Raw genomic sequence first — 23624 nt, 5'->3', positions numbered from 1 at the left:
CAATATCCCTTATTTCTATTTTTCCTCTGCCTAGAGTGACAAAAGAGGGTTAATCAGGGCCTGATTTGCCTTGAGAGCCTCCGGCGTGAAGCGAGGCAAAGTGCTGCGGAAGTCGGAACTGTCGAAAGTCGTGCTTTCGTCCATCTTGCCCGTGAGAAAGCCCTTGCCCAGCGGGCTGTACGGGACAAAGCCGATTCCGAGTTGCTCAAGGGTTGGTATCACTTCCTTTTCAGGAGTCCTCGTCCACAGCGAGTATTCGCTCTGGAGAGCAGTGACCGGCTGAACTGCGTGCGCGCGACGGATGGTTTGCACTCCTGCTTCCGAGAGTCCAAAGTGCTTCACCTTACCTGACTGAATCAGTTCCTTCACCGCTCCTGCCACGTCTTCGATCGGCACGTTCGGGTCAACCCGATGCTGATAGAGCAGGTCGATTGTCTCGACCTTGAGTCGCTTGAGCAAACCCTCCACAGCCTGCTTGATGTGTTCCGGTCGGCTATTCAATCCTGGCGAACCCTTCATCCCACGGGGATCGAAATTAGGATTTAGGTCGAACCCGAATTTGGTGGCGATCGCTACTTGCCTGCGGAAAGGAGCGAGGGCTTCGCCCACAAGCTCTTCGTTAGTAAACGGGCCGTAGACTTCGGCGGTGTCAAAGAATGTAACGCCGCGATCAACAGCGGCCCCCAGAAGAGCAGTCATCTCTTGGGTGTCTTTGGGCGGGCCATAAGAAAAACTCATTCCCATGCAGCCAAGCCCGATAGCCGAGACTTCCAGATTACTGTTTCCAAGTTTGCGCTTTTGCATTTTTTAAACTCCTGTCTTTGATTTAAAGGTCGAACTGTCTTGCACTAGGATCAGGTCTGGTATTGTTCGTCGCTGACCTGTTCCATCCAGTCGGCGGTCTTGCCACTGAGTTTTTTCTTAAATAAAAATCTAGAATGCTTTAAAGAAGTCGGAATCATTTTTCATTGCTTTAGCTTCATTGTAAGAATCCTCAAGGTCAAGCAATAAAACGATCCTCTAAGATTGTTGTACAATCCTGCAAACTTAAAAATGAACGCTGCCAAAACAAGTGAAATGTCCACTATGGATTTAATCAACGACCAGCAGGCAAAGCGCGAGGCAGACAGAGCGCAAGCCAACAGAGACGAACTCAAAGAGCGGATTGCCGAGGCGATTCGTCATGATGGGACGATTGAGCCGTTGAAAGGATTGCACTTCAACCGCTCCTCCTCGCCTTCGGAATGTGTTCATAGTGTCTCTATCCCTGCCTTTTGTGCGATCGCTCAGGGCAGCAAAGAAGTCCTTCTGGGCAGCGATCGCTATCAGTACGACCCGATACATTATCTGCTTGCTACGGTTGAACTGCCGATTGTCAGCCAAATTCTGGAAGCGTCCAAGGAGCAACCGTACCTTAGCCTTCGCCTCGATCTTGACTCCACCCTTGTTGGCTCAGTAATGGTCGAGGCAGGGCATCCCTCATTGCGCAGCCGTGCTAATGTGAAAGCGATTGATGTAAGCCCGTTAGATGCAAATCTGTTGGACGCTGTGGTGCGGCTCGTCAGGCTTCTAGATTCCCCTGCTGAAGCTCATGTTCTCGCACCACTGATTAAGCGGGAAATCATTTACCGACTCCTGATGGGAGAGCAAGGTAATCGGCTCCGTCATATTACAGTTCTCGGTGGCTACACCTACCATATCGCCAGAGCCGTCGAGCGACTTCGTAAAGACTTTAACGAGCCGATCAAGATTGAAAGCATCGCCCGAGAACTGGGAATGAGTGTCTCAGGCTTTCACCATCACTTCAAGTCTGTCACTGCAATGAGTCCCTTGCAGTTCCAGAAGCAACTGCGGCTGCAAGAGGCTCGCCGTCTAATGCTGGGGGAAAACCTTGACGCTACCAGTGCTGCCTACCAAGTGGGGTACGACGATGCCTCACACTTCAATCGGGAGTACAAGCGGCTCTTTGGTGCTCCACCGATACGCGATGTGGAGCGGCTGCGAGAAACTGTTAGGGAGACTGCTAGTTCAATATGATCTCCTGAAGATGCTCTAATCTTGCCAGAAATTGCTATTAACAACATATCTTCTCAACACGATGCTGCCAATAAACTGATTTTTCTAATTACTTTATGTTTATTGATAGAAAATACTAAACCACCATAAGCATCATTTGGATATACTAAATCCTTTTCGCTATTAATTGTTGATGAGAATGTAGAGTATGCTTTTTGAGCCATACTTATGCGATCGCCTACCTTTATCCCTTGAATAGTGGGATAAAGCGAACTAGAAGTGTTGATCAAATGAACTTGACTTTCACTTATCTTATTAGAAGATGAAAGTCCTTCAATTTCTAGGCCATCATAATTCCAAGTAGTAATATATGCGCCATAACAAATATCGTCATACTTTGTAGTTCGACTCTTAGGTTTACCCAATTTTCTGATAATATCCTTTTCTTTCATCCCCAGCTTAATATTGCCTATGGATATTTTAGATACATCAATTGCTTTTTTAGTGGACTTATCAAGAAGATTGCTACGATAGTTTGAACTGTTATTCTCACCTATAGCTATAGGATTTACAGCGAGTAGTATCCCAAAACCAATTCCTGCTGCGAATTTTTTAAACATGACCTGATTTAAGAGTGTAGAGACAAACCAGGGAGGTAATTGTTTTTCGATTTCTTCACACATGGGTACTTCCTTAGTGGTATTAGTTTAGTATTCCCGTCTATAGACCACTAAGCAATGGGGAAAAATCAAGCAATCATCTTCTCTAAAGCGATTTGCAAATCTTGGGTCAAATCGCTCACAGCCCGTCTAGACGCTTGGCGATCGCCCTGACAATTTCTGAAGCGTTCTGTAACTGAAATTGGCTCTCCCACAGTGATTTGTGTTTGTCGCAAACCTAACCGAGGTCGCCTTGGAAGTGTTGTATCCTGAATTCGAGAAAGCATATCGAATACAAGCAAAGCTGTTTCTGCAAACCGTTCCGCCGTTGGTTGTTCCTGAATATAAGTAGCTGTGACTGCAACAAAACTTTCCACTATCCGCATGTGCCGCATTCGCAAGTCGGCTTCTTCTGCAATCCAGTCTGCCAAACCGCGTTTGAAGGGTGCTAAAGCATTGATATCTGGCAAATCGTCTCGGTAAATGTAACTCCAGCCAGCCTCTTCCAAGCGGCGACAGCGGTCAATAAAATTACCTTGCGCTTGAACTTCAAAATATTGTTCGGTAACTTGTAATGCCTTATCCAGTAGGCGATGAAGTCGGGCAACTAATATCTGATTAACACTAGTAGATTCATCAGTTGAGATGGTTTTTGGGATATCTTGATGATAGAAGCGGCGATAAAACTCTTCCATCTCGGTAATCAAATATTCAGCCAACCTACAGAGGCGTTGATAGTAAATTTCTTCGCTATTGCCCGAATCAATTTCCAAAACTTTCAAGCCACTATCAGCTTCTAACTTACTCAACAGCCAATCTATCTTAGACCAAGGTGGCTCAACGTAGCGATACTGGATGGCGATCGGCACAACGATCACAATCTCAGAACGGTTAGCTTTTTCTAAGTCTTCTACACACCAAAACCCCATTTGAGCAACACCAGGTTCTAAGGGGCTAACAATGCCACTATGACCATTAGTACCGCCTTCCGGCGCTACTGCGATCGGTAGTGCGCCATTAGCAAACAACTCCCGTGCATTTTGGATAGCTTGCCGATCTAGTCGCCTACCACGACGAACCGGTACACCGCCCAGCAGAGAGAACAGCCAACCTAGCCACTTTCCAGCCCAAACTGTCATACCTCGGTCATAAAGAAAATAGCTGTGAACCAGGGATTTTAGTGTAATACCTTTTTGACGAGCAACTTCTGGCACAATCCGAGAAAGCAAATACAGCATACAGAGGGGATCTTCCACCTCTGGGTGGCGAAATGCCAACAAAAAGCGAATTTTTCCAGCCTGAAATTGTTGATAAAGTTCAGCTAATACTTCAACATTCTTGGCTTCAACCTTGACAATCCCAGCCGATAGCCAAGGGCGAGTACGAAACCGTAGTGCGATCGGCAGTAACCACCGAAAAATCCGCAGTACCAGCGGATTCAACCGTTGGGGAATAAATTTCAATGGTGGTTGAGTAGACTGAATCGATCTAGGCAAGTCGCTCTCCAGATTGTATTTCTAGCGATTGTATAACGTGGATCTTGGTTTTGCGTAAACCCGTAGCCTCTTGTCGTCAAATATTTCAATCACCACGTTTAGCTCTCTTTGTTACTCAGCACTCCTAAACTCTTCAACAATAAGACCCTAAGTATCGAATCAGCGAGAAGGAGGCGGAGGCAGGGGGAAAACCTCTACCATGTTCGCGCAGCATATCGTAGAGAAAGAAACAGGTTTGAGCATGAGCACTGACGTATCTTTTCTCGTGCTGTGCATCTCGAAAAGAAGGTTTGTAACTTTCTTCCTTCTGCCTCCTGCCTTTCTTCTGATCAAAAATTATTTTGCATGTTTAGGAAAATTTCGGAATAAATAGCCAAATACAGCTAAATTCAATACAAGAACTAATGTTTTTATCAGAGATATCCCCCGAATCAATTCATAAATCTCTGGTGGAATACTGATACCGACAAGTCCCAATACCAAAACATGTGCCCAACGCTTTTCGTACCATAAACCAACGGCTTCAATAGTAGTAACAATAGCATAGATTCCGGTTCCGATGCCGCTAAATGCCAGAGTTCTAGGATTTAAGTTAACAACTTTCTTTAAAAGCCAATCAATAATTATCGATTTACCTTCTAAAACATAATTTTCTGAAAACGCCTCTAGAGTTTGATAATTTTTTAATGTCAATAATAAAGCGATCGAAGTAACCATAAGCAGCAAGGCGGCAAATGATTTGTAGAGAACAATTGCCACTAACCCCAATGGACGCTTTTCCAAACAACCCCCTAAGTATAGATAAGTCAAATTTTGAACGATTAAAATTACCATGATGCTGTCAAGTCAGAGTTAACCTCCTGATCTAGGATTGCTCTAACTGAGTACGATTTTGAATTGGTGCAATGGATGCAATCCCATTTAATCAAACATTTTCAATGGAGGTTAGCGGACTCGAACCGCTGACATCCTGCTTGCAAAGCAGGCGCTCTACCAACTGAGCTAAACCCCCATAAACTTAAAATAGTAGATAACATTGTAACTTATATTGTTCTATTACCAAAAGGATGAAGCCAGAAAATATCCAAGTTGTCGCAGCATTGTATAAATTTGTTAAGCTGCCAGATTTTGCCGAAAAACGAGATCCTCTGCTGTCTTACTGCCAAGCGCAAGGTGTCAAGGGAACGATTTTGCTGGCACTTGAAGGGATTAACGGTACAATTGCTGGTTCGCGTCAGACGATTGACTCAGTTCTCTGGTTTCTGCGTTCTGACCCCCGTCTAGCAGACTTAGAATCCAAAGAGTCTTATACCGAAACCCCACCCTTTGAGCGGATGAAGGTGCGGTTAAAGCCAGAAATTGTCAGTTTGGGGTTGCCAGAAATTGACCCAAATCAGCAAGTTGGGATCTATGTCAACCCTGAAGAATGGAATGATTTAATTTCCAATCCAGAAGTAACCGTGATTGACACGCGCAATGATTATGAGGTGAATATCGGTACTTTCCAAGGGGCAGAAAATCCTCAAACTGAATCATTCCGTGAATTCCCCGATTATGTGCGCCACTATCTCGACCCAACTAAACACAAAAAGGTTGCTCTCTTTTGTACAGGTGGTATTCGCTGTGAAAAAGCTTCATCCTTCATGCTTGCCCAAGGCTTTGCAGAAGTCTATCATCTCAAGGGCGGCATTCTTAAGTATTTGCAGGAAGTTTCAGCACAAGAAAGTTTATGGGAAGGAGAATGTTTTGTCTTTGATGAGCGGGTAGCCGTTAGTCATGGGTTAGAGAAAGGAAGTTATGAGTTGTGCCTCTGTTGTGGGCGTCCGATTTCTAAGGAAGATAAAGTGTCTCCAAAGTATGAGCAAGGTATCTCCTGTGCCTATTGTTTCGATAGCCTTACTGAGGAGAAAAGAGCGCGTCAACAAGAAAAATGGCGCCACTACCAAACCCAAGTTGGTAACAAAAATCGGGATGTTAGTTGAAGAAGAATTTATAACTTATGATTCGGTATTTAAGGGCAAAATTACTGTAAATCTAGTACCAACTCCAATTTCACTTGTAACACTGATTTGACCCTGATGAGCATCGACGCACCTTTTAACGATTACTAACCCCAACCCAGTACCCTGAATTGATTTGACATTTGAGGCTCGGTAGAATGATTCAAACAGTCGAGCTTGGTCTGGTTCGGGAATGCCCATACCTCGATCTTGAATGTAAAAAATTGCTACTTTATCAATTGGGTCACATATTAAATCAAACTCAATCTTGCCACCTTGGGGAGAATATTTAACTGCATTTGAGAGAAGATTTGCAAACAGGTAATGTAAAAGTCCTTCATCCATTACAGCAGATGTATTCTCACTATGACAGGTAAAAACAATTTCACACACGCTGCTTTTAACAATCAAAAAATCTTCGATTAACTCTCGACAAAATTGCTCTAGGTTAAGAGGAGCAGGGTTGAATACGAGTTTTTGTGCTTCCGCTCGACCCATAAACAGCACTTCTTCCATGAGTTTTTCCATAGATTGCACAGCGCCTTGAATTCGCTTTAAATAGATGCCTCTTTTTGTATCTGTCAAATTTGCTCCTTGCATTTCCATGAGTTCTACTGCTGTTTGGACAACAGTCAGGGGATTACGGAACTCATGAGATACAGTAGAGATAAATAAGGATTTGAGACGGTTAAGTTCTTGCTCCTTTTCTAATGCTTGCTCTAGCAATTTTGTTTGGCGTCGTTCGCTAAGATCCCAGAAAACAACTACTACACCATTTATCTCGTCAGATCCTCGCTTTAGTGGGGAAGCACTATCACCAATTGGAACTCTTTTGCCGTTTTTTGTAATTAGAGATGTGAATTCTCCTAAATAAACAACCTGTTGCTCTTGCAGCACTTTTGTAACAGGGTTTTCTAATGTTGTCTCTGTTACTTCATCGACAATATGAAAAATCTTCGCTGCTTCATTTCCTAAAGCATCTTTTTGCTGCCAGCCAGTCAGTGCCTCAGCTGCAGGATTCATAAATGTTATTTTTCCCTGCTCATTTGCGGCAATTACAGCATCACTCATTGAGTTTAAAAGGGTTGCTAACTGATCTCGATTTTCCCGGAGTTCACGTTCTAATTGGTGTTTTAAAAGACCGATCTCGATCGCAATTTTTAAATCTTTTGTAGTAAATGGTTTAACGATGTATCCGAAAGGTTGGGTAATTTTGGCTCTTTCTAAAGTATGATCGTCGCCATAAGCGGTTAAATAAATTACAGGTACATCTAACTGCTGGCGAATCTGAGTGGCGGTAGCGATACCGTCCATATCACCTTTAAGAATAATATCCATTAATACTAATTCTGGTTGAGTTTCCGATGCCTTGGCAATGGCAACTTTTCCAGATGAAGCTGTACCTGTAACAATGTATCCTAGTTGACTGAGTTGACTAGCAATAGTTCTAGCCACAATCACTTCATCTTCAACGACTAAAATCCTAGCTTGACCCATTTGATATTTATTAATGCAAAGTTAACTGCGTGAATTTAATTTTGAATACTGTTCCATGATTGCGTTCTAGAGTAATGTCGCCTTCTAGTTGTTCTGTAACTAAGTCATATACTAACGACAGACCCAAAGAATCAGTATTTCTCCAATCTAAATTATCTGGTAAACCAATCCCATTATCTCGGATAGTCATCTCGATACTATTGCCAACATTGCGTAAAGCAATACTGATTGTGCCTGCTTGTTGATTGGGAAAAGCGTGTTTGAGAGCATTGGAGATTAATTCGTTAATCACCAATCCACAGGCAATAGCTTGATCGACATTCAAACTTACTGAATCTATATCAGTTTCTAGAGAAATTTTACCAGGACATATTTGATAGGAAATTAGCAAACTGGCTGCTAAATTACTGATATAGTCAGCGACATCAATTTGTCCTATATTAGCGGAAGTATATAAATTTTTGTGAATTAGAGATATTGACTCAATTCGATTTTGACTTTCTCGAAGAACTTTGATTATTTCTGGGTCTTTGAGTGTTTGAGACTGAAGTTGTAATAAACTGGAGACAATTTGCAAATTATTTTTAACTCGATGATGAACTTCTTTTAAAAGAACTTCTTTTTCAGCCAAGGCATTTTTTAACTTGATTTGAGCTTTTTGTCTTTGAACAAGTTCAGTTTGAGCTTGTTCTAAGATGCTGGATTGTTGAATTGCGATCGCTAATTGGACTGTCACTTGATCAAGCAAATCTAATTGATTTTCTTCCCACTCACGAAAACCAGAGCATTGGTGAGCAATCAGTAAACCCCAAATGTGAGAGCCAGGGTTTTGAGAGCTTACTTCTAGTAGAATGGGCACAACTAAATTTGCTTTCACCTCAAACTGTTCTAACAGGCGAATATGGCAATCAGTTAGTCCAGCTTCATAAATATTAGCGATCGCTCGTTTGCGTCCCTGATAATATTCCACTCCTGCGCCTGTTTGAAAACACGTATCATGAATCTTTACATCCAAAGAAACCGTCCATCTAGGTTCCACTGATTCTGCCATAATTGTGCCGATCATCTCTGAGTCAAATTGATAAACTACTACTCGATCAACCCCAAGTAAATCTCGCACTTCTCGAACTGTTGCATTTAGAATATCTTGAAGATTCAAAGATTGACGAATCCGTTGAGCAACAGTTCGCATCAATTGCTCTCGCTCGGCTTGGGCTTTTAGAGCTAGTTCAGTTTGCTTACGTTCTGTGATATCTTGTCCAATACCGATAATTTGACCATTTGAAAGGTAAACATTAGTCCAAGATGTATCCAATAAACGACCATCGCGCATCTGAGTTTTAAAGTCACCCCAAATGCGTTGTGCAGACTGCATAAAACTAATTACATACTGTCGATATTCAGGATTAGGATATAGTTTTTCTAAAACATCATAAGTTTGGAAATCTTGAAATTTCCAACCGAGAAGATTTTCCCATTCTTGATTCACCCACTGGAGTTCACCATTGGCATTTATCAGGGCAATCATCAATGGTATACTCTCAAAAATTATTCGTAAAAACTCATTTTGTTCTTGGAGTTTTGTTTCGGCATTTTTGCGGTCATTAATATCATTAAATACTGTTAAAATTGCTGATTCATTGTTAAAACTTAAATATTGTAAAGAAGCGATCGCCCAAAAATGAGTTCCATCTGCTCTTTTTAATTGAAGTTCATAATTATGAATAAAACCTTGTTTATTAAGAATTTTTAGCAGCGCTTCTAAATCTGAAAAATTATGATATAAATCTACAGTTTTTTTATGATTAACTAAATACTCTGGAGAAAACTGAAATGTTTGAAGTAACTCTGTATTAGCGTATAAAATTAATCCATCAGACACACGTGAAATAATAAATGGAACAGGAATGGCTTCAGAAATAACTCGAAATCTAGCTTCACTTTGTTGAAGAATTCTTTCTATTTGTTTGTGTTCTGTGATGTCTCGTATATGAACTAAGCGAGCCTTATAACTATTATAGTCTATTGTCTGTGTGAAAATTTCAACATCAATAATCTGTCCGTCTTTTCGTTGATGTCGCCATCGCCCAGTAAAATCTAAATTAGAGCGCTTTTCTTCTAAATATTCAAGCAAGATGGGCACATCTTCTGAAGGGCGAATGTCAGTTATTCGCATTTGCAAGAACTCTTTTCGTGAGTAGCCGTAGTGAACAACAGCAGCTTCATTTACATCTAAAAATTGTAGATTATTCTGGTTATATACCCACATAGGGTTGGGATTTTTAGAGAAAAGTAAATTAAAACTTCTTTGGCTTTCATTTTCAGGAAATAGCATTAGGGGTTATGAAATAAAAATTTTTATTATGTACTAATTTTAATGAGTTGAAATTTCAAACAACTATTAATTTTTGATAGGAAAAATTTCTATTCTCTGCTGTCCATCAATAATTTCATATTCATGTTGATTTCTTGTTCCTTTAAGCGAATATCTTACACAAGTGTAAAACATGTCTGATACTTTATACTATTGTGTTCAAATCATCCGAAAAATGACTTTATTACCAGAGTTTCCGCAGGTTCAGTTCACGATTAAGTCCCGACTCTCCAATTCAACTTAAAGCTAAGTCCTCTGGCGTATTACAGTTAAACAGCATTTCTGGTTCTGCTAAGGGCAAAACTTCTACAGGATATTGCTGAAGCCACTGTTGAAACGATCGCTCCCCTTGGTTGATAAACTCTAGGAGTTGTGGCAAACAGCGACGGCGATAGAAACCACACAGAGGTTCCCAGCCTTTAGGATGACAAGCTAAAGCTGCGATCGCATTATCCCCTACACTATCAAGTCTACTTGCCCAATCTTGCAACACCTCAACCTGCAACCTCGGCAAATCGCAAGCTAGCAACAGCACCCAATCTGTTTTGACTTCGGCTAACCCTTGAGCAAAACCAACTAAAGGCCCGTGGGCTAGAGATTTTCCAGACAAAGGTACTTCCCGAATAAACTGACAACCAGCCAAAAGCAAGTCTTGATAGCGTTCTGGCCAGGGAGTTACTACATAAACAACATCAGCGCAGTCTTTGGCAATCCCACAAACTCGCTGCAACAATGGTATCCCTTGAATGGGAATCAAGGCTTTATCTTGACCCATGCGAGAACTTTTACCGCCTGCTAATACAATCGCGGTTAATTTGCTACATGAGTTAATAGTCATTCGTCAAAAAAATAGAGGGTAATAAACGAGTCAAACTAAATTAACCCCTGACGCTGAAAGTAGAATAAATTTATCTTGTACTTAAACCCCATCATGCCTATCCAAGAACTCGAACAACAACTCCTTCAGCTTTCCCCCAACGATAAACTCTACATCATCCAACTCCTTGCCCAAAGCCTGACTACACACAACAACACCCACCCAGATCAACCAAGCAAACTCTCAGAGTTTTTCCGTCAATCCCCCCTGGCTGAACTCACCGAAGAACTTGACCTTAGTCGAGATCGCACTCTTAAGAGCGATGCCTTCACCCCATGACCTATCTCCTTGACACCTGCGTGATTTCCGAACTTGTTGCCAAACAACCACATCAACAAGTTTTAGATTGGCTAGATGCCGAAGTGCCAGAAACACTTTACCTCAGCGTCATTACAATTGGCGAAATCGCTAAAGGCATCAGCAAAATTACTGCATCTAAACGCAAAGAATCTCTAACAATTTGGCTGAATGAAACCCTACCCAATCGCTTTCAACAAAGAATCTTAAATATAGATGTCTCAACAATGGTGTTGTGGGGAAATTTAGTCGGGCAACTAGAACAGAATGGGCGACCTCTACCTCTCATGGATTCTCTTATTGCAGCGATGGCAATTCATAACTCTTTATCACTTGTCACCCGTAACGAAAAAGATTTTGCTGGGACAGGGGTTGTAATGGTTAATCCTTGGTCTGTTTAGGCATCATCACTATACGGGGTCACTCAATTTTAGATTTTGGATTAACCTCTCCTTATAAAGAAGAGGCTTAAATATTGAAAATTTGGGAATTTTCTTCCCGACTTAAGTCGGGGGCTTGAAACCTTTTTTTAGATTCTAGATTTCAATTTAATCCAAAATCTAAAATCTAAAATCTAAAATTGTCTCGGTCAAATGAGCAACCGTGCAGAAAGTTACGATTGGGACTGGATGACCTGCTGGTAACATTCTAGTTGGGAGTAATAAAACTATATTACACCCTCACCTGACTTTGCTGGACTTGGTGCAATAAATGCTCTACACTTTCTGCTGGTGCCAGACACTTCAAACCTTGGCAAACTAACCCAACGCTTCCCTCTGGAAAATCAGATGTTATGGCAAACACAGCCGCAGGTAAATACTTGGGAATCAAAGCGTTGATTTGCTCAGTTGTGCTGCGAATCAAGGTAGAGTTTCGATACCAATCCAAAGCTGTAAACAAGCTGGGACAAGCTTGGGGAGCGCGATGCATTACACTCCTAAAAGCTTTCAAACCAAGTTCCGCTAAATCCAAATAATCTAGATTATCGGTGAGTAGGGCTAGACGCACAAGGTTTGCGATCGCAATTCCATTGGCTGATGGTGTCGCATTATCTGCGTAACTACGCTCTCTGACAATTAAATCTTGACTATAATCGCTTGATGTGTTATAATAGCCACCTAATTCTACACTCCAGAGAAATTCGTTAAATTCATCTTGGATAGCGATCGCATTTTCTAACCATTGCTCCTGCTCAGGGTTGGAAGCTTGTAAATCCAAGAGAGCTTTAACAAACAAAGCATAATCTTCAGACTGCGCTAAAACGGTTGGTTCTCCTTGATAGTTGAGTCTCTGGAAACGCCCATCGACAAACTGATTTTCCAAAATAAAATTCGCCGCTTGTGCTGCTAATTCCAAGTATAAAGGTTGTTGGAAAACCCCAGCAGCCCTAGCCAGCCCAGAAATCATCAAGCTATTCCAAGCGACAATCATTTTCGTATCTGTCACCGAGGGAATGCGACCTGGCCAGTTAGTGGTTTTTGCTTCTTGGTTGTTACGAGCAGGAGGAAAAGTTTCTAGTGACTCAGAATTAACGCCATAACGAGCGGTAAACAGTTTACTGAGTGCCGTTTCTAGCGTTGCATTCAGTTTGCCTGAATGGCGTCTTTGCAAAACATTATGTCCTTCAAAGTTGCCGTTAGGGGTAACAGTAAACTGTTGTTGTAATTCCGTTAATTCTTCAGGCGTTAACAGTTGTTGTAATTCGCTGTAACTCCAGACGTAAAAGGCTCCTTCTTCTGGCTCTACCGTTGTAGGTTCAGTGAAGCTATCGGCATCTTGAGCAGCATAGAAGTAACCTTCTGGCGCAGTCATTTCTCGCTTCAGCCATTGTACAGTTCCAGCAACCGCCTTCTCAAAGGCTGGCTCTTGTACTCCTGCACTCCATAAAGAAGCCAGATACTCGACAATTTGTCCATTGTCGTAAAGCATCTTTTCAAAGTGGGGTACTGTCCAAGTAGGGTCAACAGTATAGCGATGAAAGCCACCAGCTACATGGTCGTAAATGCCGCCCAGCGCTAAGTCTAGTCCCCGCTGGGTACAAACTTGCTTGCCATCATACTGAGATTCAAAATTAAATCGAGTTCCCCGCAGTGCTAATTCTGTGTAGGGAATCATCGGAAAGCTATTACCAGATTGACTAGGAGTAATTATACCTGTGCTGGTTTCCCAACCTTGGCGGAGTAATTCATGGTCTTCAAGCTCATCTGTTGTACCATCTTGCAACACCGCAGACGTGAGCAGAGACTCAACAATTAAAGCTTTACGTTGCTGTAATTCTGCTTTTTCTGTATCGTAATAACGGCGAAGCGCTTGCAACACCTGCAAAAATCCCGGACGACCATAGCGCGGGTCTACAGGGAAATAAGTACCAGCGTAAAACGGTACTAAATCTTCTGGAGAAAGAAAAATATTTAAAGGCCAACCCCCTTGACCGCTCATCATCTGCAAAGCCTGCATATAGATGCTATCGAGGTCAGGTCTTTCTTCCCTGTCTACTTTGATGGGAAGATAATTAGTATTCATGTAGTCAGCGATCGCAATATCAGAAAAAGCCTCGCCTTCCATGACAGTGCACCAGTGGCAACTAGAGTAGCCAATGGAAAGAAAAATCGGTTTATTTTGCGCCCTTGCAGTTGCAAGTGCTTCATCACACCAAGGCCACCAATCAATTGGGTTTTCGGCGTGTTTGCGGAGATAGAGGCTCTTAGCTTCAGCAAGGCGATTAGTCATGATCAAACGCAAGTAGTTGCCTTCTTTGCTCAGTCTACCCTGTTCTCAGGAGTGTTAGCCTAGACAGCTATGTACATTAAGTAAGAAACTCAACGAGCGAATTATCCCTTTGTTTTTAATATCGCCTAAGTAAGTTGGTGTAAAAAATTGCAGTTTTGTAGTCAGCGCTAACTACAAGGAAATCATCTATGTAATTGGGTTTATGTACGCCGACTTAGTTACATCTGTGCAACTTCTGAAACATTCTTATTGAAAAGATCGCAATAGCAAGCTAACAATATTTGGTGGCGTTTCTTGCTGAATAGGAGATGCTGTCTTTGTTTGCATTAAAGTATTTGGGCTAAGTCCTGCTATCAGATGGAGCAAGAAGGTGATGATGGCGGCTTGTATAAGTTTTTCCAGCATGGCACGTCTCTCTCTGAATGGATAGCATTTCAACTACGACTGGTTATTCTAAATACACCTCGTACTCCTGATTTACCGAATCTAACAAAAATAACTTGATAAATGCCGAAGGAAATCCTAAAAAAATGTTAAAAATGTTACTGTAAGTAAACATAATTCCCTAAGCAAATCGGATTTCGGTTATCGGTCTAGTTAATACATCGCCAAGGTTATGCAGCAAAGTTTGAGATATAAGATTGGCGACAATTAAAGTTTTTTGATTTATTCTTCCCTAAACCGGGATATTTTCTTAGACAGCTTTTGTTGCTAAAAAGTGCCCTTGGAGGTTAAATCTATTGCAAAAGCACATTTTGCTCCTTCATTGAATAAGACAGAATAGCCAAGATTTACTTATATCTACTTGGGAATAGTAGAGATCAGCCCCAGTTTCGTGCTGTCACCGATAAAATGTATTTAAAGTAGCCACAAACACGCTTCCATGATTCCTATCGTTATTGAACAATCGGGTCGAGGTGAACGCGCCTTTGACATCTACTCACGGCTGTTGCGTGAGCGCATCATTTTTTTGGGACAACAAGTTGACAACAACATCGCTAACTTGATTGTTGCCCAACTGCTGTATTTGGATGCTGAAGACCCGGAGAAAGACATTTATATGTACATCAATTCTCCCGGTGGTTCGGTGACGGCTGGTATGGGCATTTTTGACACTATGAAGCATATTCGCCCTGATGTCTGTACAATTTGTACCGGATTGGCGGCGAGTATGGGCGCTTTCCTCCTCAGCGCAGGTACTAAAGGTAAGCGGATGAGTCTACCCCATTCTCGGATTATGATTCATCAACCTCTAGGCGGCGCTCAAGGACAGGCGACTGATATTGAAATTCAGGCGCGGGAAATTCTCTACCACAAGCGGCGGCTAAACGACTATTTAGCCGAACATACAGGTCAACCAATTGAGCGGATTGCTGAAGATACTGAACGTGACTTTTTCATGTCGCCAGAGGAAGCCAGGGAATACGGTTTGATTGACCAAGTGATTGACCGTCACTCCGCTGGTAGTCGCCCAGCAGTTGCTGTTCTTAATTAATAGTCACGATTGCTAAATGGTGATTTACTACTTTTAATTTCCTTAAACCCTAAAAATAACCCCTTTTCATAAGTGAAGAGGGGTTATTTGACTTCAAAAGTTGATTTAGAAGTTCAAAACTCGATTTTAAAGGGTCAAGATCCCATTTTTCGAGATGAAGGTAGTCTTGATCCGGTAGCAGATATTAGACTTCTTGCATAAATCAAAAAAAGAACCCCACCCCGCCTTTGACTTACGTCAAATTCTCCCTGCCCCTAATCCCCAGAGGGGGCCCCGAGTTCCCCGCTTGCTCTTAGGGGTTGGGGGTGGGGTGTTAGGGGACTTTTGCAAGAGGTCTATTGAAGAAATTTCAACTTTTAATTGTCTCAAGATACACATTTCGATCCTGACATAGGATCACCAAAAGTTGGGAAGAACTATAATTTGTCGCTCTACAACAGCCTAAAAACTAGTTTGCTGGAGTAGATCAATGTTATCAAAACAAACTTTTTGTGACTAAATAATACCAAGCAATTTGAATTTTATTTTCAACTTCATACTATTAAAGTCTTTTTCAGACTGTATTTGTTTTATTAAAAGCTTAATTTAGATTTAGGTTACAAAGACACCAAGTCATTTTGTACAGTGTGTAATACCAAAAATCAATCATTTATCTTCAGGAAGAAACATCATGAATTGCTTCAAATCGAGTCTCAAGCTAACGTTGCTAACTTTATTGACTTGTGGATTGGTTTCCCCAGCTTTTGCGACACCCGATAACGACAATAGCATTTTTGCCGCGGATTTCGAGGGGAATTTAAATAGTGGTCAAGGATTTCTTCAGATCAAAGGCGATGTGACCACCACTGATGATTTAGAAGACTTTAGAACAGTGCTACTCACCGGGCGCTCTAACTTACGTTTAAAACTGGAAGGCGTTGCCCCGAACGGAGGACGGACAGATTTGTTATTAGTTAGGGATTCAAACAACAATGGTCAAATTGATCGCAATCAAGGCGAAGTGATTGGCCAAAGTCGCGACTCATTTTCCCACCAAATTACACGTCAGAATCTAGCCGCAGGAAATTACTTCGTCATTATCCGGAGCAGACAGTTTAGCTCAAACAAAGTTCAGTATCAAGTCAGTGTAGATGCACGGGTGTAGTCAATCCTGTAAACTCGCTGATCAAAAGCGCGATCGCGCTTTTGATCTTTCTCAACTCAAGAGGGTATTTTTCCCTCGTTAACCCTAACTTACTAATTGTCTACTTTGTCAATGCATAAGTTCTAGACGAGTCAATTCTGGATAGCCCAGGTGTGGCACAATTTCAATTCGCACACAAGGCATAGTCAATGACCGAGACAATTTTAGATTTTAGATGCGTAGATTTTGGATTAAATTGAAATCTAGAATCTAAAAAAGGTTTCAAGCCCCCAACTTAAGTCGGGAAGAAAATTCAAAAATTTTCAATATTTAAGCCTCTTCTTTATAAGGAGAGGTTAATCCACGCATACGCTCTCTACGAGACGCTACGCGTAGCTTGCAACTCTTACAGAGTACGCGGACTCGCTAACGCTTCGCTATCGTCAATCCAAAATCTAAAATTGGGTGACAGTTTTTATTTCCGCTCAAATAATACTATCTTTGGCAACTTCGTATTAGTTATTACTAAGAGTTATGCAAAAATTGCTAAAAAGCTTAATTTCTCGAACCGCCTTCTCTGCGAGAGGCTGACGCCAACGCGCAGCGTATCGTTCGCGTTAGCGTCTCCGAAGGAGAAGAGAAGAGCGCCGAGAATTCGTAGAGTGTGCGTAAGTCCTAATTACAAATGAAGAATGACTAATGACTAACTAAAATCCCGCTAATGGGTCTGGCTGAGATTGCAGGTATTTGAGGAATCCGTGTAATTCTTCTTCAGTTAGCAAAGTCCGCCCGCGCTTACCGTAGGTTTCAATTAAATGCTCCCGTCCCTGTTCTGGTGTCCAGCCTAAACGCTGAAGTTCGACATCTGTTTTAGCAATTACATCCGATAAATCAACGGGTTCAGCTTTTTTCTTTCTCTTTCCTGTCACTGACGGGGTAGTGACATTTTCTTGAGGGCTGTAACTTCGGGGTGTAAATGGTGTGACATTGTTGGCAGAAATTGCCGGAAAAGTTTGATTTTCTGGCTGGTTATCAAAATTTATTTCCAAGTTCTCAACTGGAGGATTGAATTCTAGCTCCCGGTTGGCAGTCATAGGAAAGTTTTGACCTAAATCTTGGCTATAGGTATCGTTTAGGGGCGCAACATTGCTGTAGCCGTACTGTTCGTTATTGCTTGTTACTACTTCTGGTTTGATATTCCGTTCTTTGGAAGGCGGTATAGATATTTCTTTGTCGCTGACTGCTGGCCACTGACTACTAACAAAATCCTCATCTTTAGCAGAGGAATAAGCAGCAGGCTCACTCAATCCACCTTTAGTATTCAAGGAAGGATTTAGCTGTGCTGGAGAAACTGTATTTGAGGTCAGCATCACTGATTCTGGTGGCGCGTTTGTAATACCCAAAACTATCAACGCCCTGGTTCTGGCTTGGTCTTCTGCGGCTTCTACTGTTTCTGCCGCTGCCATACCCGTAGCACGGGTTACACCTTCAATTTGCACGCTTGCCCGAACAATATATTTTCCTTGAAAAATTTGCACTAATTCAGAAATCAAACTGCCCTTGGGATACAAGCTCTGGAATTGAGCCAACATAATACTGCTACCAATTTAAATCTGCTGGGGACTGGGGACTGGGGATGGTGGGGCCCCCTCTGGGGATAAGGGGTAATGGGGACTGGGGACTGGGAAAGAATTATTTTAATATGCCTATCGCCAGAAGTTCAAGGCAGTACTAGAAGGACTTGGGACTGGGAAAGAATTATTTTAATATGCCTATCGCCAGTCTCTAATACCCAATCCCCAGTCCCTTTAAAGTAATATTCTTGCTTTGCCCGATGTCCCAATTGTAGCAGTAGCTCTTTTTTGACGAAATTTTTGGTCAGTGCTAACTTATCTGGGTAGTCTTGCTTGCAATGCTATACTGATTACCCAAGTCTATATCTAGAACTATTTTCTGGAAGTGCCCTCTAAATCTACAATAGTGGAGATAAGGTTCGCCCTCGCTGCTTATTAAGCTGCTTACCTAATTGTTACCGATTCTACATGTGGGAAAATTGGGTTCACCAGCAGTTCCTCCTAGTTAAAATCAGAGTCTAATGGCGTAAAATTACCTTCTCTCTAGACAATCAAACACCTGTAGTTTCCACGCCACTTGACGGCAGTTGCTCCACTTGGGGAGACCCCAAGACCGCACTGCCTCCTCCACTTGGGGAGACCCCAAGATGGTAGTGGCTCCCCTGCATAGCGCTTTTGGGCAGTATGGATTCTCTAAACCCAGCTTCTCAAAAACCCGTCGCGTAATTACCTAGCGGGGCTAAATTTTCATCAGGCGTGCAATCTTAAGTTTGGTTAGGTGAAGGGACTTGAACGCAGGCGAATTCTGAGAGCATAGTGCAGTGAGAAGTTCGTAAATGCCCAGAGTTGTCTGTGGGTCGGCTTCTTTGCAAAGGAACTGTGGGAGTAGTTTCCCGCTCTTACTGGGTCGGGCTTCCTTTCCTCAGAACTTAGGAAGCTTGCTTCAGAGCAATTAGTTTCCAGCTTGTTTCTGTAAGCCGTGAGGGTATACAGAAAAGAACCAGATTAAACAACAAATGATGTTTTGACCAAAGGTCGGTTCACTGCATGGAATTTTCAATCGCTACACTCCTTGCCAATTTCACCGATGATAAATTGGTAGCTCGGAAGGTTTTAGAAAAGAAACTTGGCTGTGAAGATGAAAAAAGTTTACAGAAACTTCACATTGCCTTAGATGTTCTAGAAAAAATCGGTATTTTAGTAAAAGAACGGGGCAAGTACCGCCGTGTTTCAGAAGAGGGAATAATCGAGGCAAAACTCCGTTGTTCTAGTAAAGGCTTTTGCTTTGCTATTCAAGATGTGGAAGGAGCCGAGGATATCTACATCCGCGAAAGTCATCTGAGTAATGCTTGGAATGGCGATCGCGTTTTGGTAAGAGTTCTTAAAGAAGGCAGTCGCCGTCGCTCTCCTGAAGGGGAGGTGAAGCTGATTCTCGAACGTTCTAATCACACTTTACTAGCACGAATTAAGCAAGTAGAAACTGGTTTTCGGGCTGTGCCTTTAGATGATCGATTGCTGTTTGAACTCAAGATTCAACCGAACGGGGCAAAGTTAGAAGAAGCGATCGATCACCTGGTTCATGTAGAAGTTTTGCGTTACCCGTTGGCACAATATCCTCCCCTTGGTCGAGTGGTGCAAATCCTCGGCAGTGATGCCGAAGCCGCAGCTGATATAGATTTAGTTACGTGCAAACACGACCTTTCCCGGACTTTTCCAGATAATGTTCTAGAAGCAGCCGCCAAGTTGCCCAAAAAGCTCCTGAAAGCAGACCTGAAAAATCGGCTGGATTTACGCAATTTGTATACTCTGACGATTGAAGGGATAAATAGCGATACCAAAGTTATAGAAAACGCTTTTAGTTTAGAAAAAAACTTAGCCGGAAATTGGCTTTTGGGCGTTCATATCACCGATGTTTCTCACTATGTCCAACCTGACGAAGCCCTAGATAGAGAAGCACTCAAACGGGGTAAATCAGTGTATCTGGGAGAATTGGTGTTGCCAATCTTGCCCCCAACTGTGGTAGAACGCTGTTCTTTAGTACCTGGGAGCGATCGCTTAACCATCTCTTTTTTAATTACCATCGATCCCCAATCGGGAGAAGTGCTGGAGTGGGAAATTCAACCCAGTGTAATCAACGTCGAAACTGCACTGACTACTGAACTTGCCCAAGCAATTCTTACAGGTGAAACTCAAGATAAATCATCACAGGTTTCCCAAATCCTGCAAGACCTGCAAGCCTTGCAAACAGCCGTGAAACAGGTACGCTTGACTCGTGGTAGCCTCCAGTTGAATTTGCCGCCTAGCCAAAACGCCTATTATGATGAGGGGATTCTTGGCGCTGTGGTGGTGAATGATTTACCAGTGCGATCGCTACTCACGGAGTTGGTACTGTTAGTTAATCAACTGTTTGCAACTCACTTAAATGCCCTTGGTGTTCCCGCTATCTGGCGAGTCCAAGGTACTCCTGATGTTGAAGATGTCCAGGAAATGCTGAAATTGGCAGTCAATTTAGGCGTTGACCTCACATTAGATCCAGAAGTTGATATCCAACCCTTAGATTACCAACATTTGACCACAGCTTTTGCTGAATCTCCCTCTGAGCAAGTTCTTACTTACTTATTACAAGATACCCTTAAGCCGTCTGCGTACAGTACCACCAAAGGATCTCACTTTGGTCTGGCATTACCGCAATATGTCCATTTTAGCGCTCCCTTGCGGCGTTTTCCAGATTTGCTGATGCAGAGAGTGTATTACACGCTACTCGAAAACGGACGCGATCGCCGCAATACCCGTGTCAGAGAGCGGGTTAACTTGCGCCACTCCTCCAGCCACGAGGAAATTAACTGGAACGTTTTACCCCCAGAATTGCAACAAGAACTGCAAAGCGATTTGACTAGGGTAATTGTCCAAATCAATGACCGAGAAAAAGAAGTCCAAGAAGCCGAAGCTGATTTAGCAGGACTGCAAAAAGCCCAACTGATGAAGCAGCGGATTGGTGAGGTATTTCAAGGCGTGATTACCGGTGTTCAATCCTACGGTTTCTTTGTGGAAATTGAAGTACCAGCAGCTGAGATTGAATCTAGCACTAATCCTGGTATACCCCTGAGAGTAGAAGGATTGGTACACGTCAGTTCTCTCAAAGATGATTGGTATGAATATCGCGCCAGACAACAGGCACTGTTTGGTCGCAAAAATCGCGCTTCTTATAGACTAGGCGATCGCGTCGCTGTCCAAGTTAAAAGTGTCGATTACTACCGTCAGCAAATTGATTTGGTAACAGTCGGCAGCGATGGCGTCCCCAAAGGATTAACTGGCAATGATTCCCGTGAAGACCTTTCAGACCTCTACTTACCAAATGACATGGAGCCTGATGATCTAGATCCTTACTCTGAGGATGAGTAAAGTGAAAAAGCAGGGGAGCAGGGAGCAGGGGAGCAGGGGAGCAAGAAAGAAGTTGTAGTAAGTCTTTCCCCTCTGCCCCTCTGCCCCTCTGCCCCTCTGCCCCTCTGCCCCCTGCCCCCTGCCTCTTTTAAACTAAAACTTACGTGTCAAATCACACTAAACCTTTAATTTTAGGCGTATCGGGCGCATCTGGTCTGATTTACGCTGTTCGCGCGCTCAAATTTTTGCTAGAAGCGGAGTATAGTATTGAATTGGTTGCCTCTAAATCAACTTACATGGTTTGGCAGTCAGAACAGGAAATTCGGATGCCACCAGAACCAACCGGGCAAGAACAATTCTGGCGAGAGCAAGCTGGAGTTGCACTTTTGGGTAAACTCAGGTGTCATCCTTGGAGCGATGTCGGAGCCGGAATTGCCAGCGGTTCCTTTGCGACTCTGGGGATGATGATTATTCCATGCAGCATGAGTACAGTGGCAAAGCTAGCGGTTGGCTTGAGTTCCGATTTACTAGAACGGGCAGCAGATGTCCAACTCAAAGAAGGGCGAAAGCTGGTTATTGTCCCGCGTGAAACGCCTTTTAGCCTCATCCACCTGCGTAACTTAACCTCTTTAGCAGAAGTTGGAGTGAGAGTTGTCCCCGCTATTCCCGCCTGGTATCACAATCCCCAAACCATCGAGGATTTAGTTGATTTTGTAGTTGCCCGTGCTTTAGATCAACTAGATATTGACTGCATCCCAATTCAGCGGTGGCAAGGAAGGAGGTAAAAAGGTAAAAGTAAAAAGGTGAGCCACTGCGGTGGACGGGTTCCCCGGCATAAAGGAGCCAGCCGCACAGGAAAGGTCTCCCGACTTGAGCGGACTGGCGTCAAGTGGCGTTAGCGCAGCGTTAACGACGTAGGAGCGTCACCCGTTCGCGCAGCGTCTTGCAGAGAAGGGAAAAAGAAAGATAGAGTTACTTTTGCCTTTTGCCTTTTGCCTTTTGCTTTTTGCCTTTTGCGTTCTACCTATTACCTTTTACCTTTTTTATGGCTGTAATTCGCTTAATTCTATTGGTGGCAGTACTGGGAGGACTAACGCTGTTATTAGTCCAAAATTTTTCACCTGCCCTTTCGCTAGTATTTTTGGGCGTGCGAACTCAACCATTACCATTAGCGATATGGATTTTTTTCAGTACTGCCACTGGTGCTTTCACATCGATATTGATTGCTACTTTATTTAATTTATCCAATTATTTTGTCGCAGGAAAACGCCAAACTCCTAACAGAGGAACCACCCCTCCAAGTCGTGCCAAAGCAACCCAAAGAGAAGAATTTACATCTCGCCCTACCAGTCCTCAACCACCAGCTAGTAAAAATGAAGAGTCTAGCAGTGAGGGATTTGATGATTGGGAGACAAATAGCAATAGAGATGATGATTGGAACTTTGATAAAAAGTCAGAGGAAGCGCCTACTCCTAACCCTAAAGTTCAACAACCTAGAGACTCAACAACTTACGAACGTCAATCAGAAGCCAAAAGCAGTTCTCAGTCTGGTTCAGTTTACTCCTACAGCTACCGTGAGCCAAAAAATACGGCTGCGGGAAAAACTGAATCAATTTACGATGCTGATTACCGAGTAATTATTCCCCCTTACCAGCCGCCAACTAGCAATCAAGCGGATGATGATGATTGGGAATTTTTTGAGGATGATGATGATTTTGAAGATGATGGTAAACGCCCCCGTCGGTGAAATGTAGCAGGCTACATCCCTATTTAATGCCACACCGCTCTCTTGACTCCTGCTTGACCTTACCGATCATGGCAGCTTCCTGCAAAGTCATGAAAGCATTGAAATCTTCCAAGTCATATCGGGTGGTCAACAGTTGTCGTAGTTGATCTTCAGCTTCAACTGTCAAATAGCCAGTTGCTAAAGCTCTTTCTACAACGTCACGAATTCGAGTCATGGTTGACACCTCGTTCATACAATATTTATTCATTCAGGCTTATTGGGGTGGAATATGCAGTAGTCTTTGTGTCGAAACTTCAATTTCTTTGTAAGCTTTTTTTGGGCGATCGCGGTAAATCGGTCATTATTTACACCTTTATCA

Annotated in this window: 20 protein-coding genes and 1 tRNA gene; 9 read left to right on the top strand and 12 right to left on the bottom strand. The window is 42.8% G+C overall.

Translation table 11 applies throughout. From position 1 onward, the window contains the following. Positions 1 to 30 precede the first annotated feature (30 nt). Positions 31 to 804 carry an aldo/keto reductase gene (locus tag RMY63_RS15305; protein WP_322729518.1) on the bottom strand — a complete coding sequence of 258 codons (774 nt, stop codon included), beginning with the start codon at positions 802 to 804 and terminating at the stop codon, positions 31 to 33. 249 nt (positions 805 to 1053) lie between these two features. On the opposite strand from RMY63_RS15305, the gene RMY63_RS15300 reads away from it, so the two are divergent. Then, a complete protein-coding gene (locus tag RMY63_RS15300) occupies positions 1054 to 2037 on the top strand; it encodes an AraC family transcriptional regulator (protein WP_322729517.1) in 984 nt (327 codons plus the stop codon). Between the two features lie 53 nt (positions 2038 to 2090). Here RMY63_RS15300 and RMY63_RS15295 read toward each other — a convergent pair whose 3' ends face one another. The 4 genes from RMY63_RS15295 to RMY63_RS15280 all read right to left on the bottom strand — a co-directional run bounded on the left by RMY63_RS15295 (position 2091) and on the right by RMY63_RS15280 (position 5183). Then, positions 2091 to 2699, bottom strand: coding sequence for a hypothetical protein (locus RMY63_RS15295; protein ID WP_322729516.1), 609 nt, complete (start codon positions 2697 to 2699; stop codon positions 2091 to 2093). Between the two features lie 65 nt (positions 2700 to 2764). Further along, positions 2765 to 4171, bottom strand: a complete 1407-nt coding sequence (locus tag RMY63_RS15290; RefSeq protein ID WP_322729515.1) for a 1-acyl-sn-glycerol-3-phosphate acyltransferase — start codon at positions 4169 to 4171, stop codon at positions 2765 to 2767. Positions 4172 to 4507: 336 nt separating this feature from the next. Then, positions 4508 to 5005, bottom strand: coding sequence for a DUF2127 domain-containing protein (locus tag RMY63_RS15285; RefSeq protein WP_322729514.1), 498 nt, complete (start codon positions 5003 to 5005; stop codon positions 4508 to 4510). A 105-nt stretch (positions 5006 to 5110) separates the two neighbouring features. Further along, positions 5111 to 5183: transfer RNA gene (locus tag RMY63_RS15280), tRNA-Ala, on the bottom strand. 55 nt (positions 5184 to 5238) lie between these two features. Here RMY63_RS15280 and RMY63_RS15275 point away from each other — a divergent pair. Beyond that, positions 5239 to 6153: a rhodanese-related sulfurtransferase gene (locus tag RMY63_RS15275; protein ID WP_322729513.1), complete on the top strand. Its 915-nt coding sequence runs from the start codon at positions 5239 to 5241 to the stop codon at positions 6151 to 6153. A gap of 15 nt (positions 6154 to 6168) precedes the next feature. On the opposite strand, the gene RMY63_RS15270 is transcribed toward RMY63_RS15275, so the two are convergent. From RMY63_RS15270 to RMY63_RS15260, 3 genes are all read right to left on the bottom strand, one after another. After that, on the bottom strand, positions 6169 to 7668 hold the full coding sequence (locus RMY63_RS15270; protein ID WP_322729512.1) for an ATP-binding protein: 1500 nt from the start codon (positions 7666 to 7668) through the stop codon (positions 6169 to 6171). A gap of 10 nt (positions 7669 to 7678) precedes the next feature. Next, positions 7679 to 10003, bottom strand: a complete 2325-nt coding sequence (locus RMY63_RS15265; protein ID WP_322729511.1) for a PAS domain S-box protein — start codon at positions 10001 to 10003, stop codon at positions 7679 to 7681. Positions 10004 to 10277: 274 nt separating this feature from the next. Continuing rightward, positions 10278 to 10880 carry a molybdenum cofactor guanylyltransferase gene (locus tag RMY63_RS15260; protein WP_322729510.1) on the bottom strand — a complete coding sequence of 201 codons (603 nt, stop codon included), beginning with the start codon at positions 10878 to 10880 and terminating at the stop codon, positions 10278 to 10280. 93 nt (positions 10881 to 10973) lie between these two features. On the opposite strand from RMY63_RS15260, the gene RMY63_RS15255 reads away from it, so the two are divergent. Together RMY63_RS15255 and RMY63_RS15250 are read left to right on the top strand one after the other, a co-directional pair. Beyond that, a complete protein-coding gene (locus RMY63_RS15255; RefSeq protein ID WP_322729509.1) occupies positions 10974 to 11198 on the top strand; it encodes a hypothetical protein in 225 nt (74 codons plus the stop codon). Then, positions 11195 to 11617, top strand: a complete 423-nt coding sequence (locus RMY63_RS15250) for a type II toxin-antitoxin system VapC family toxin (protein ID WP_322729508.1) — start codon at positions 11195 to 11197, stop codon at positions 11615 to 11617. Before RMY63_RS15255 ends, RMY63_RS15250 begins: the two co-directional genes overlap by 4 nt. 271 nt (positions 11618 to 11888) lie before the next feature. Here the strand turns inward: RMY63_RS15250 and RMY63_RS15245 are convergent, their stop codons facing one another. Together RMY63_RS15245 and RMY63_RS15240 are read right to left on the bottom strand one after the other, a co-directional pair. Next, positions 11889 to 13946 carry a thioredoxin domain-containing protein gene (locus RMY63_RS15245; protein WP_322729507.1) on the bottom strand — a complete coding sequence of 686 codons (2058 nt, stop codon included), beginning with the start codon at positions 13944 to 13946 and terminating at the stop codon, positions 11889 to 11891. Positions 13947 to 14192: 246 nt separating this feature from the next. Further along, the gene (locus tag RMY63_RS15240; RefSeq protein WP_322729506.1) at positions 14193 to 14351 is read right to left on the bottom strand and encodes a hypothetical protein; all 159 of its coding nucleotides are present in this window, start codon (positions 14349 to 14351) and stop codon (positions 14193 to 14195) included. A gap of 478 nt (positions 14352 to 14829) precedes the next feature. Here RMY63_RS15240 and clpP point away from each other — a divergent pair, with 478 nt between their 5' ends. Then, positions 14830 to 15441 carry an ATP-dependent Clp endopeptidase proteolytic subunit ClpP gene (gene clpP, locus RMY63_RS15235; protein ID WP_322729505.1) on the top strand — a complete coding sequence of 204 codons (612 nt, stop codon included), beginning with the start codon at positions 14830 to 14832 and terminating at the stop codon, positions 15439 to 15441. Positions 15442 to 16111: 670 nt separating this feature from the next. Next, entirely contained in the window at positions 16112 to 16585 is a 474-nt protein-coding gene (locus RMY63_RS15230) for a hypothetical protein (protein ID WP_322729504.1), read from the top strand. A 686-nt stretch (positions 16586 to 17271) separates the two neighbouring features. Here RMY63_RS15230 and RMY63_RS15225 read toward each other — a convergent pair. Next, entirely contained in the window at positions 17272 to 18156 is an 885-nt protein-coding gene (locus RMY63_RS15225; RefSeq protein WP_322729503.1) for a hypothetical protein, read from the bottom strand. Between the two features lie 1029 nt (positions 18157 to 19185). Between RMY63_RS15225 and RMY63_RS15220 the strand changes: the two genes are divergently transcribed. The 3 genes from RMY63_RS15220 to RMY63_RS15210 all read left to right on the top strand — a co-directional run bounded on the left by RMY63_RS15220 (position 19186) and on the right by RMY63_RS15210 (position 23266). After that, on the top strand, positions 19186 to 21540 hold the full coding sequence (locus tag RMY63_RS15220) for a ribonuclease R family protein (RefSeq protein WP_322729502.1): 2355 nt from the start codon (positions 19186 to 19188) through the stop codon (positions 21538 to 21540). 143 nt (positions 21541 to 21683) lie between these two features. Continuing rightward, a complete protein-coding gene (locus RMY63_RS15215; protein ID WP_322729501.1) occupies positions 21684 to 22304 on the top strand; it encodes a flavin prenyltransferase UbiX in 621 nt (206 codons plus the stop codon). 260 nt (positions 22305 to 22564) lie between these two features. After that, positions 22565 to 23266 (top strand): LapA family protein, encoded by a 702-nt coding sequence (locus RMY63_RS15210; RefSeq protein ID WP_322729500.1) that lies wholly within the window; start codon positions 22565 to 22567, stop codon positions 23264 to 23266. 19 nt (positions 23267 to 23285) lie between these two features. On the opposite strand, the gene RMY63_RS15205 is transcribed toward RMY63_RS15210, so the two are convergent. Next, positions 23286 to 23480 (bottom strand): hypothetical protein, encoded by a 195-nt coding sequence (locus RMY63_RS15205; protein ID WP_322729499.1) that lies wholly within the window; start codon positions 23478 to 23480, stop codon positions 23286 to 23288. Positions 23481 to 23624: the final 144 nt, after the last annotated feature.

Origin of the sequence: Nostoc sp. ChiQUE01b (assembly GCF_034531255.1) — a bacterium.
Classification (GTDB): domain Bacteria; phylum Cyanobacteriota; class Cyanobacteriia; order Cyanobacteriales; family Nostocaceae; genus Nostoc.
Note: the sequence above shows the minus strand (reverse complement) of the source record. Positions and strands in the feature narration are given on the sequence as shown.

Coding starts and splice junctions, on each gene's coding strand:
- RMY63_RS15305 (WP_322729518.1), bottom strand. CDS start 804: ATGCAAAAGCGCAAACTTGGAAACAGTAATCTGGAAGTCTCGGCTATC.
- RMY63_RS15300 (WP_322729517.1), top strand. CDS start 1,054: ATGAACGCTGCCAAAACAAGTGAAATGTCCACTATGGATTTAATCAAC.
- RMY63_RS15295 (WP_322729516.1), bottom strand. CDS start 2,699: ATGTGTGAAGAAATCGAAAAACAATTACCTCCCTGGTTTGTCTCTACA.
- RMY63_RS15285 (WP_322729514.1), bottom strand. CDS start 5,005: ATGGTAATTTTAATCGTTCAAAATTTGACTTATCTATACTTAGGGGGT.
- RMY63_RS15275 (WP_322729513.1), top strand. CDS start 5,239: ATGAAGCCAGAAAATATCCAAGTTGTCGCAGCATTGTATAAATTTGTT.
- RMY63_RS15270 (WP_322729512.1), bottom strand. CDS start 7,668: ATGGGTCAAGCTAGGATTTTAGTCGTTGAAGATGAAGTGATTGTGGCT.
- RMY63_RS15265 (WP_322729511.1), bottom strand. CDS start 10,003: ATGCTATTTCCTGAAAATGAAAGCCAAAGAAGTTTTAATTTACTTTTC.
- RMY63_RS15260 (WP_322729510.1), bottom strand. CDS start 10,880: ATGACTATTAACTCATGTAGCAAATTAACCGCGATTGTATTAGCAGGC.
- RMY63_RS15255 (WP_322729509.1), top strand. CDS start 10,974: ATGCCTATCCAAGAACTCGAACAACAACTCCTTCAGCTTTCCCCCAAC.
- RMY63_RS15250 (WP_322729508.1), top strand. CDS start 11,195: ATGACCTATCTCCTTGACACCTGCGTGATTTCCGAACTTGTTGCCAAA.
- RMY63_RS15245 (WP_322729507.1), bottom strand. CDS start 13,946: ATGACTAATCGCCTTGCTGAAGCTAAGAGCCTCTATCTCCGCAAACAC.
- RMY63_RS15240 (WP_322729506.1), bottom strand. CDS start 14,351: ATGCTGGAAAAACTTATACAAGCCGCCATCATCACCTTCTTGCTCCAT.
- clpP (WP_322729505.1), top strand. CDS start 14,830: ATGATTCCTATCGTTATTGAACAATCGGGTCGAGGTGAACGCGCCTTT.
- RMY63_RS15230 (WP_322729504.1), top strand. CDS start 16,112: ATGAATTGCTTCAAATCGAGTCTCAAGCTAACGTTGCTAACTTTATTG.
- RMY63_RS15225 (WP_322729503.1), bottom strand. CDS start 18,156: ATGTTGGCTCAATTCCAGAGCTTGTATCCCAAGGGCAGTTTGATTTCT.
- RMY63_RS15220 (WP_322729502.1), top strand. CDS start 19,186: ATGGAATTTTCAATCGCTACACTCCTTGCCAATTTCACCGATGATAAA.
- RMY63_RS15210 (WP_322729500.1), top strand. CDS start 22,565: ATGGCTGTAATTCGCTTAATTCTATTGGTGGCAGTACTGGGAGGACTA.
- RMY63_RS15205 (WP_322729499.1), bottom strand. CDS start 23,480: ATGACTCGAATTCGTGACGTTGTAGAAAGAGCTTTAGCAACTGGCTAT.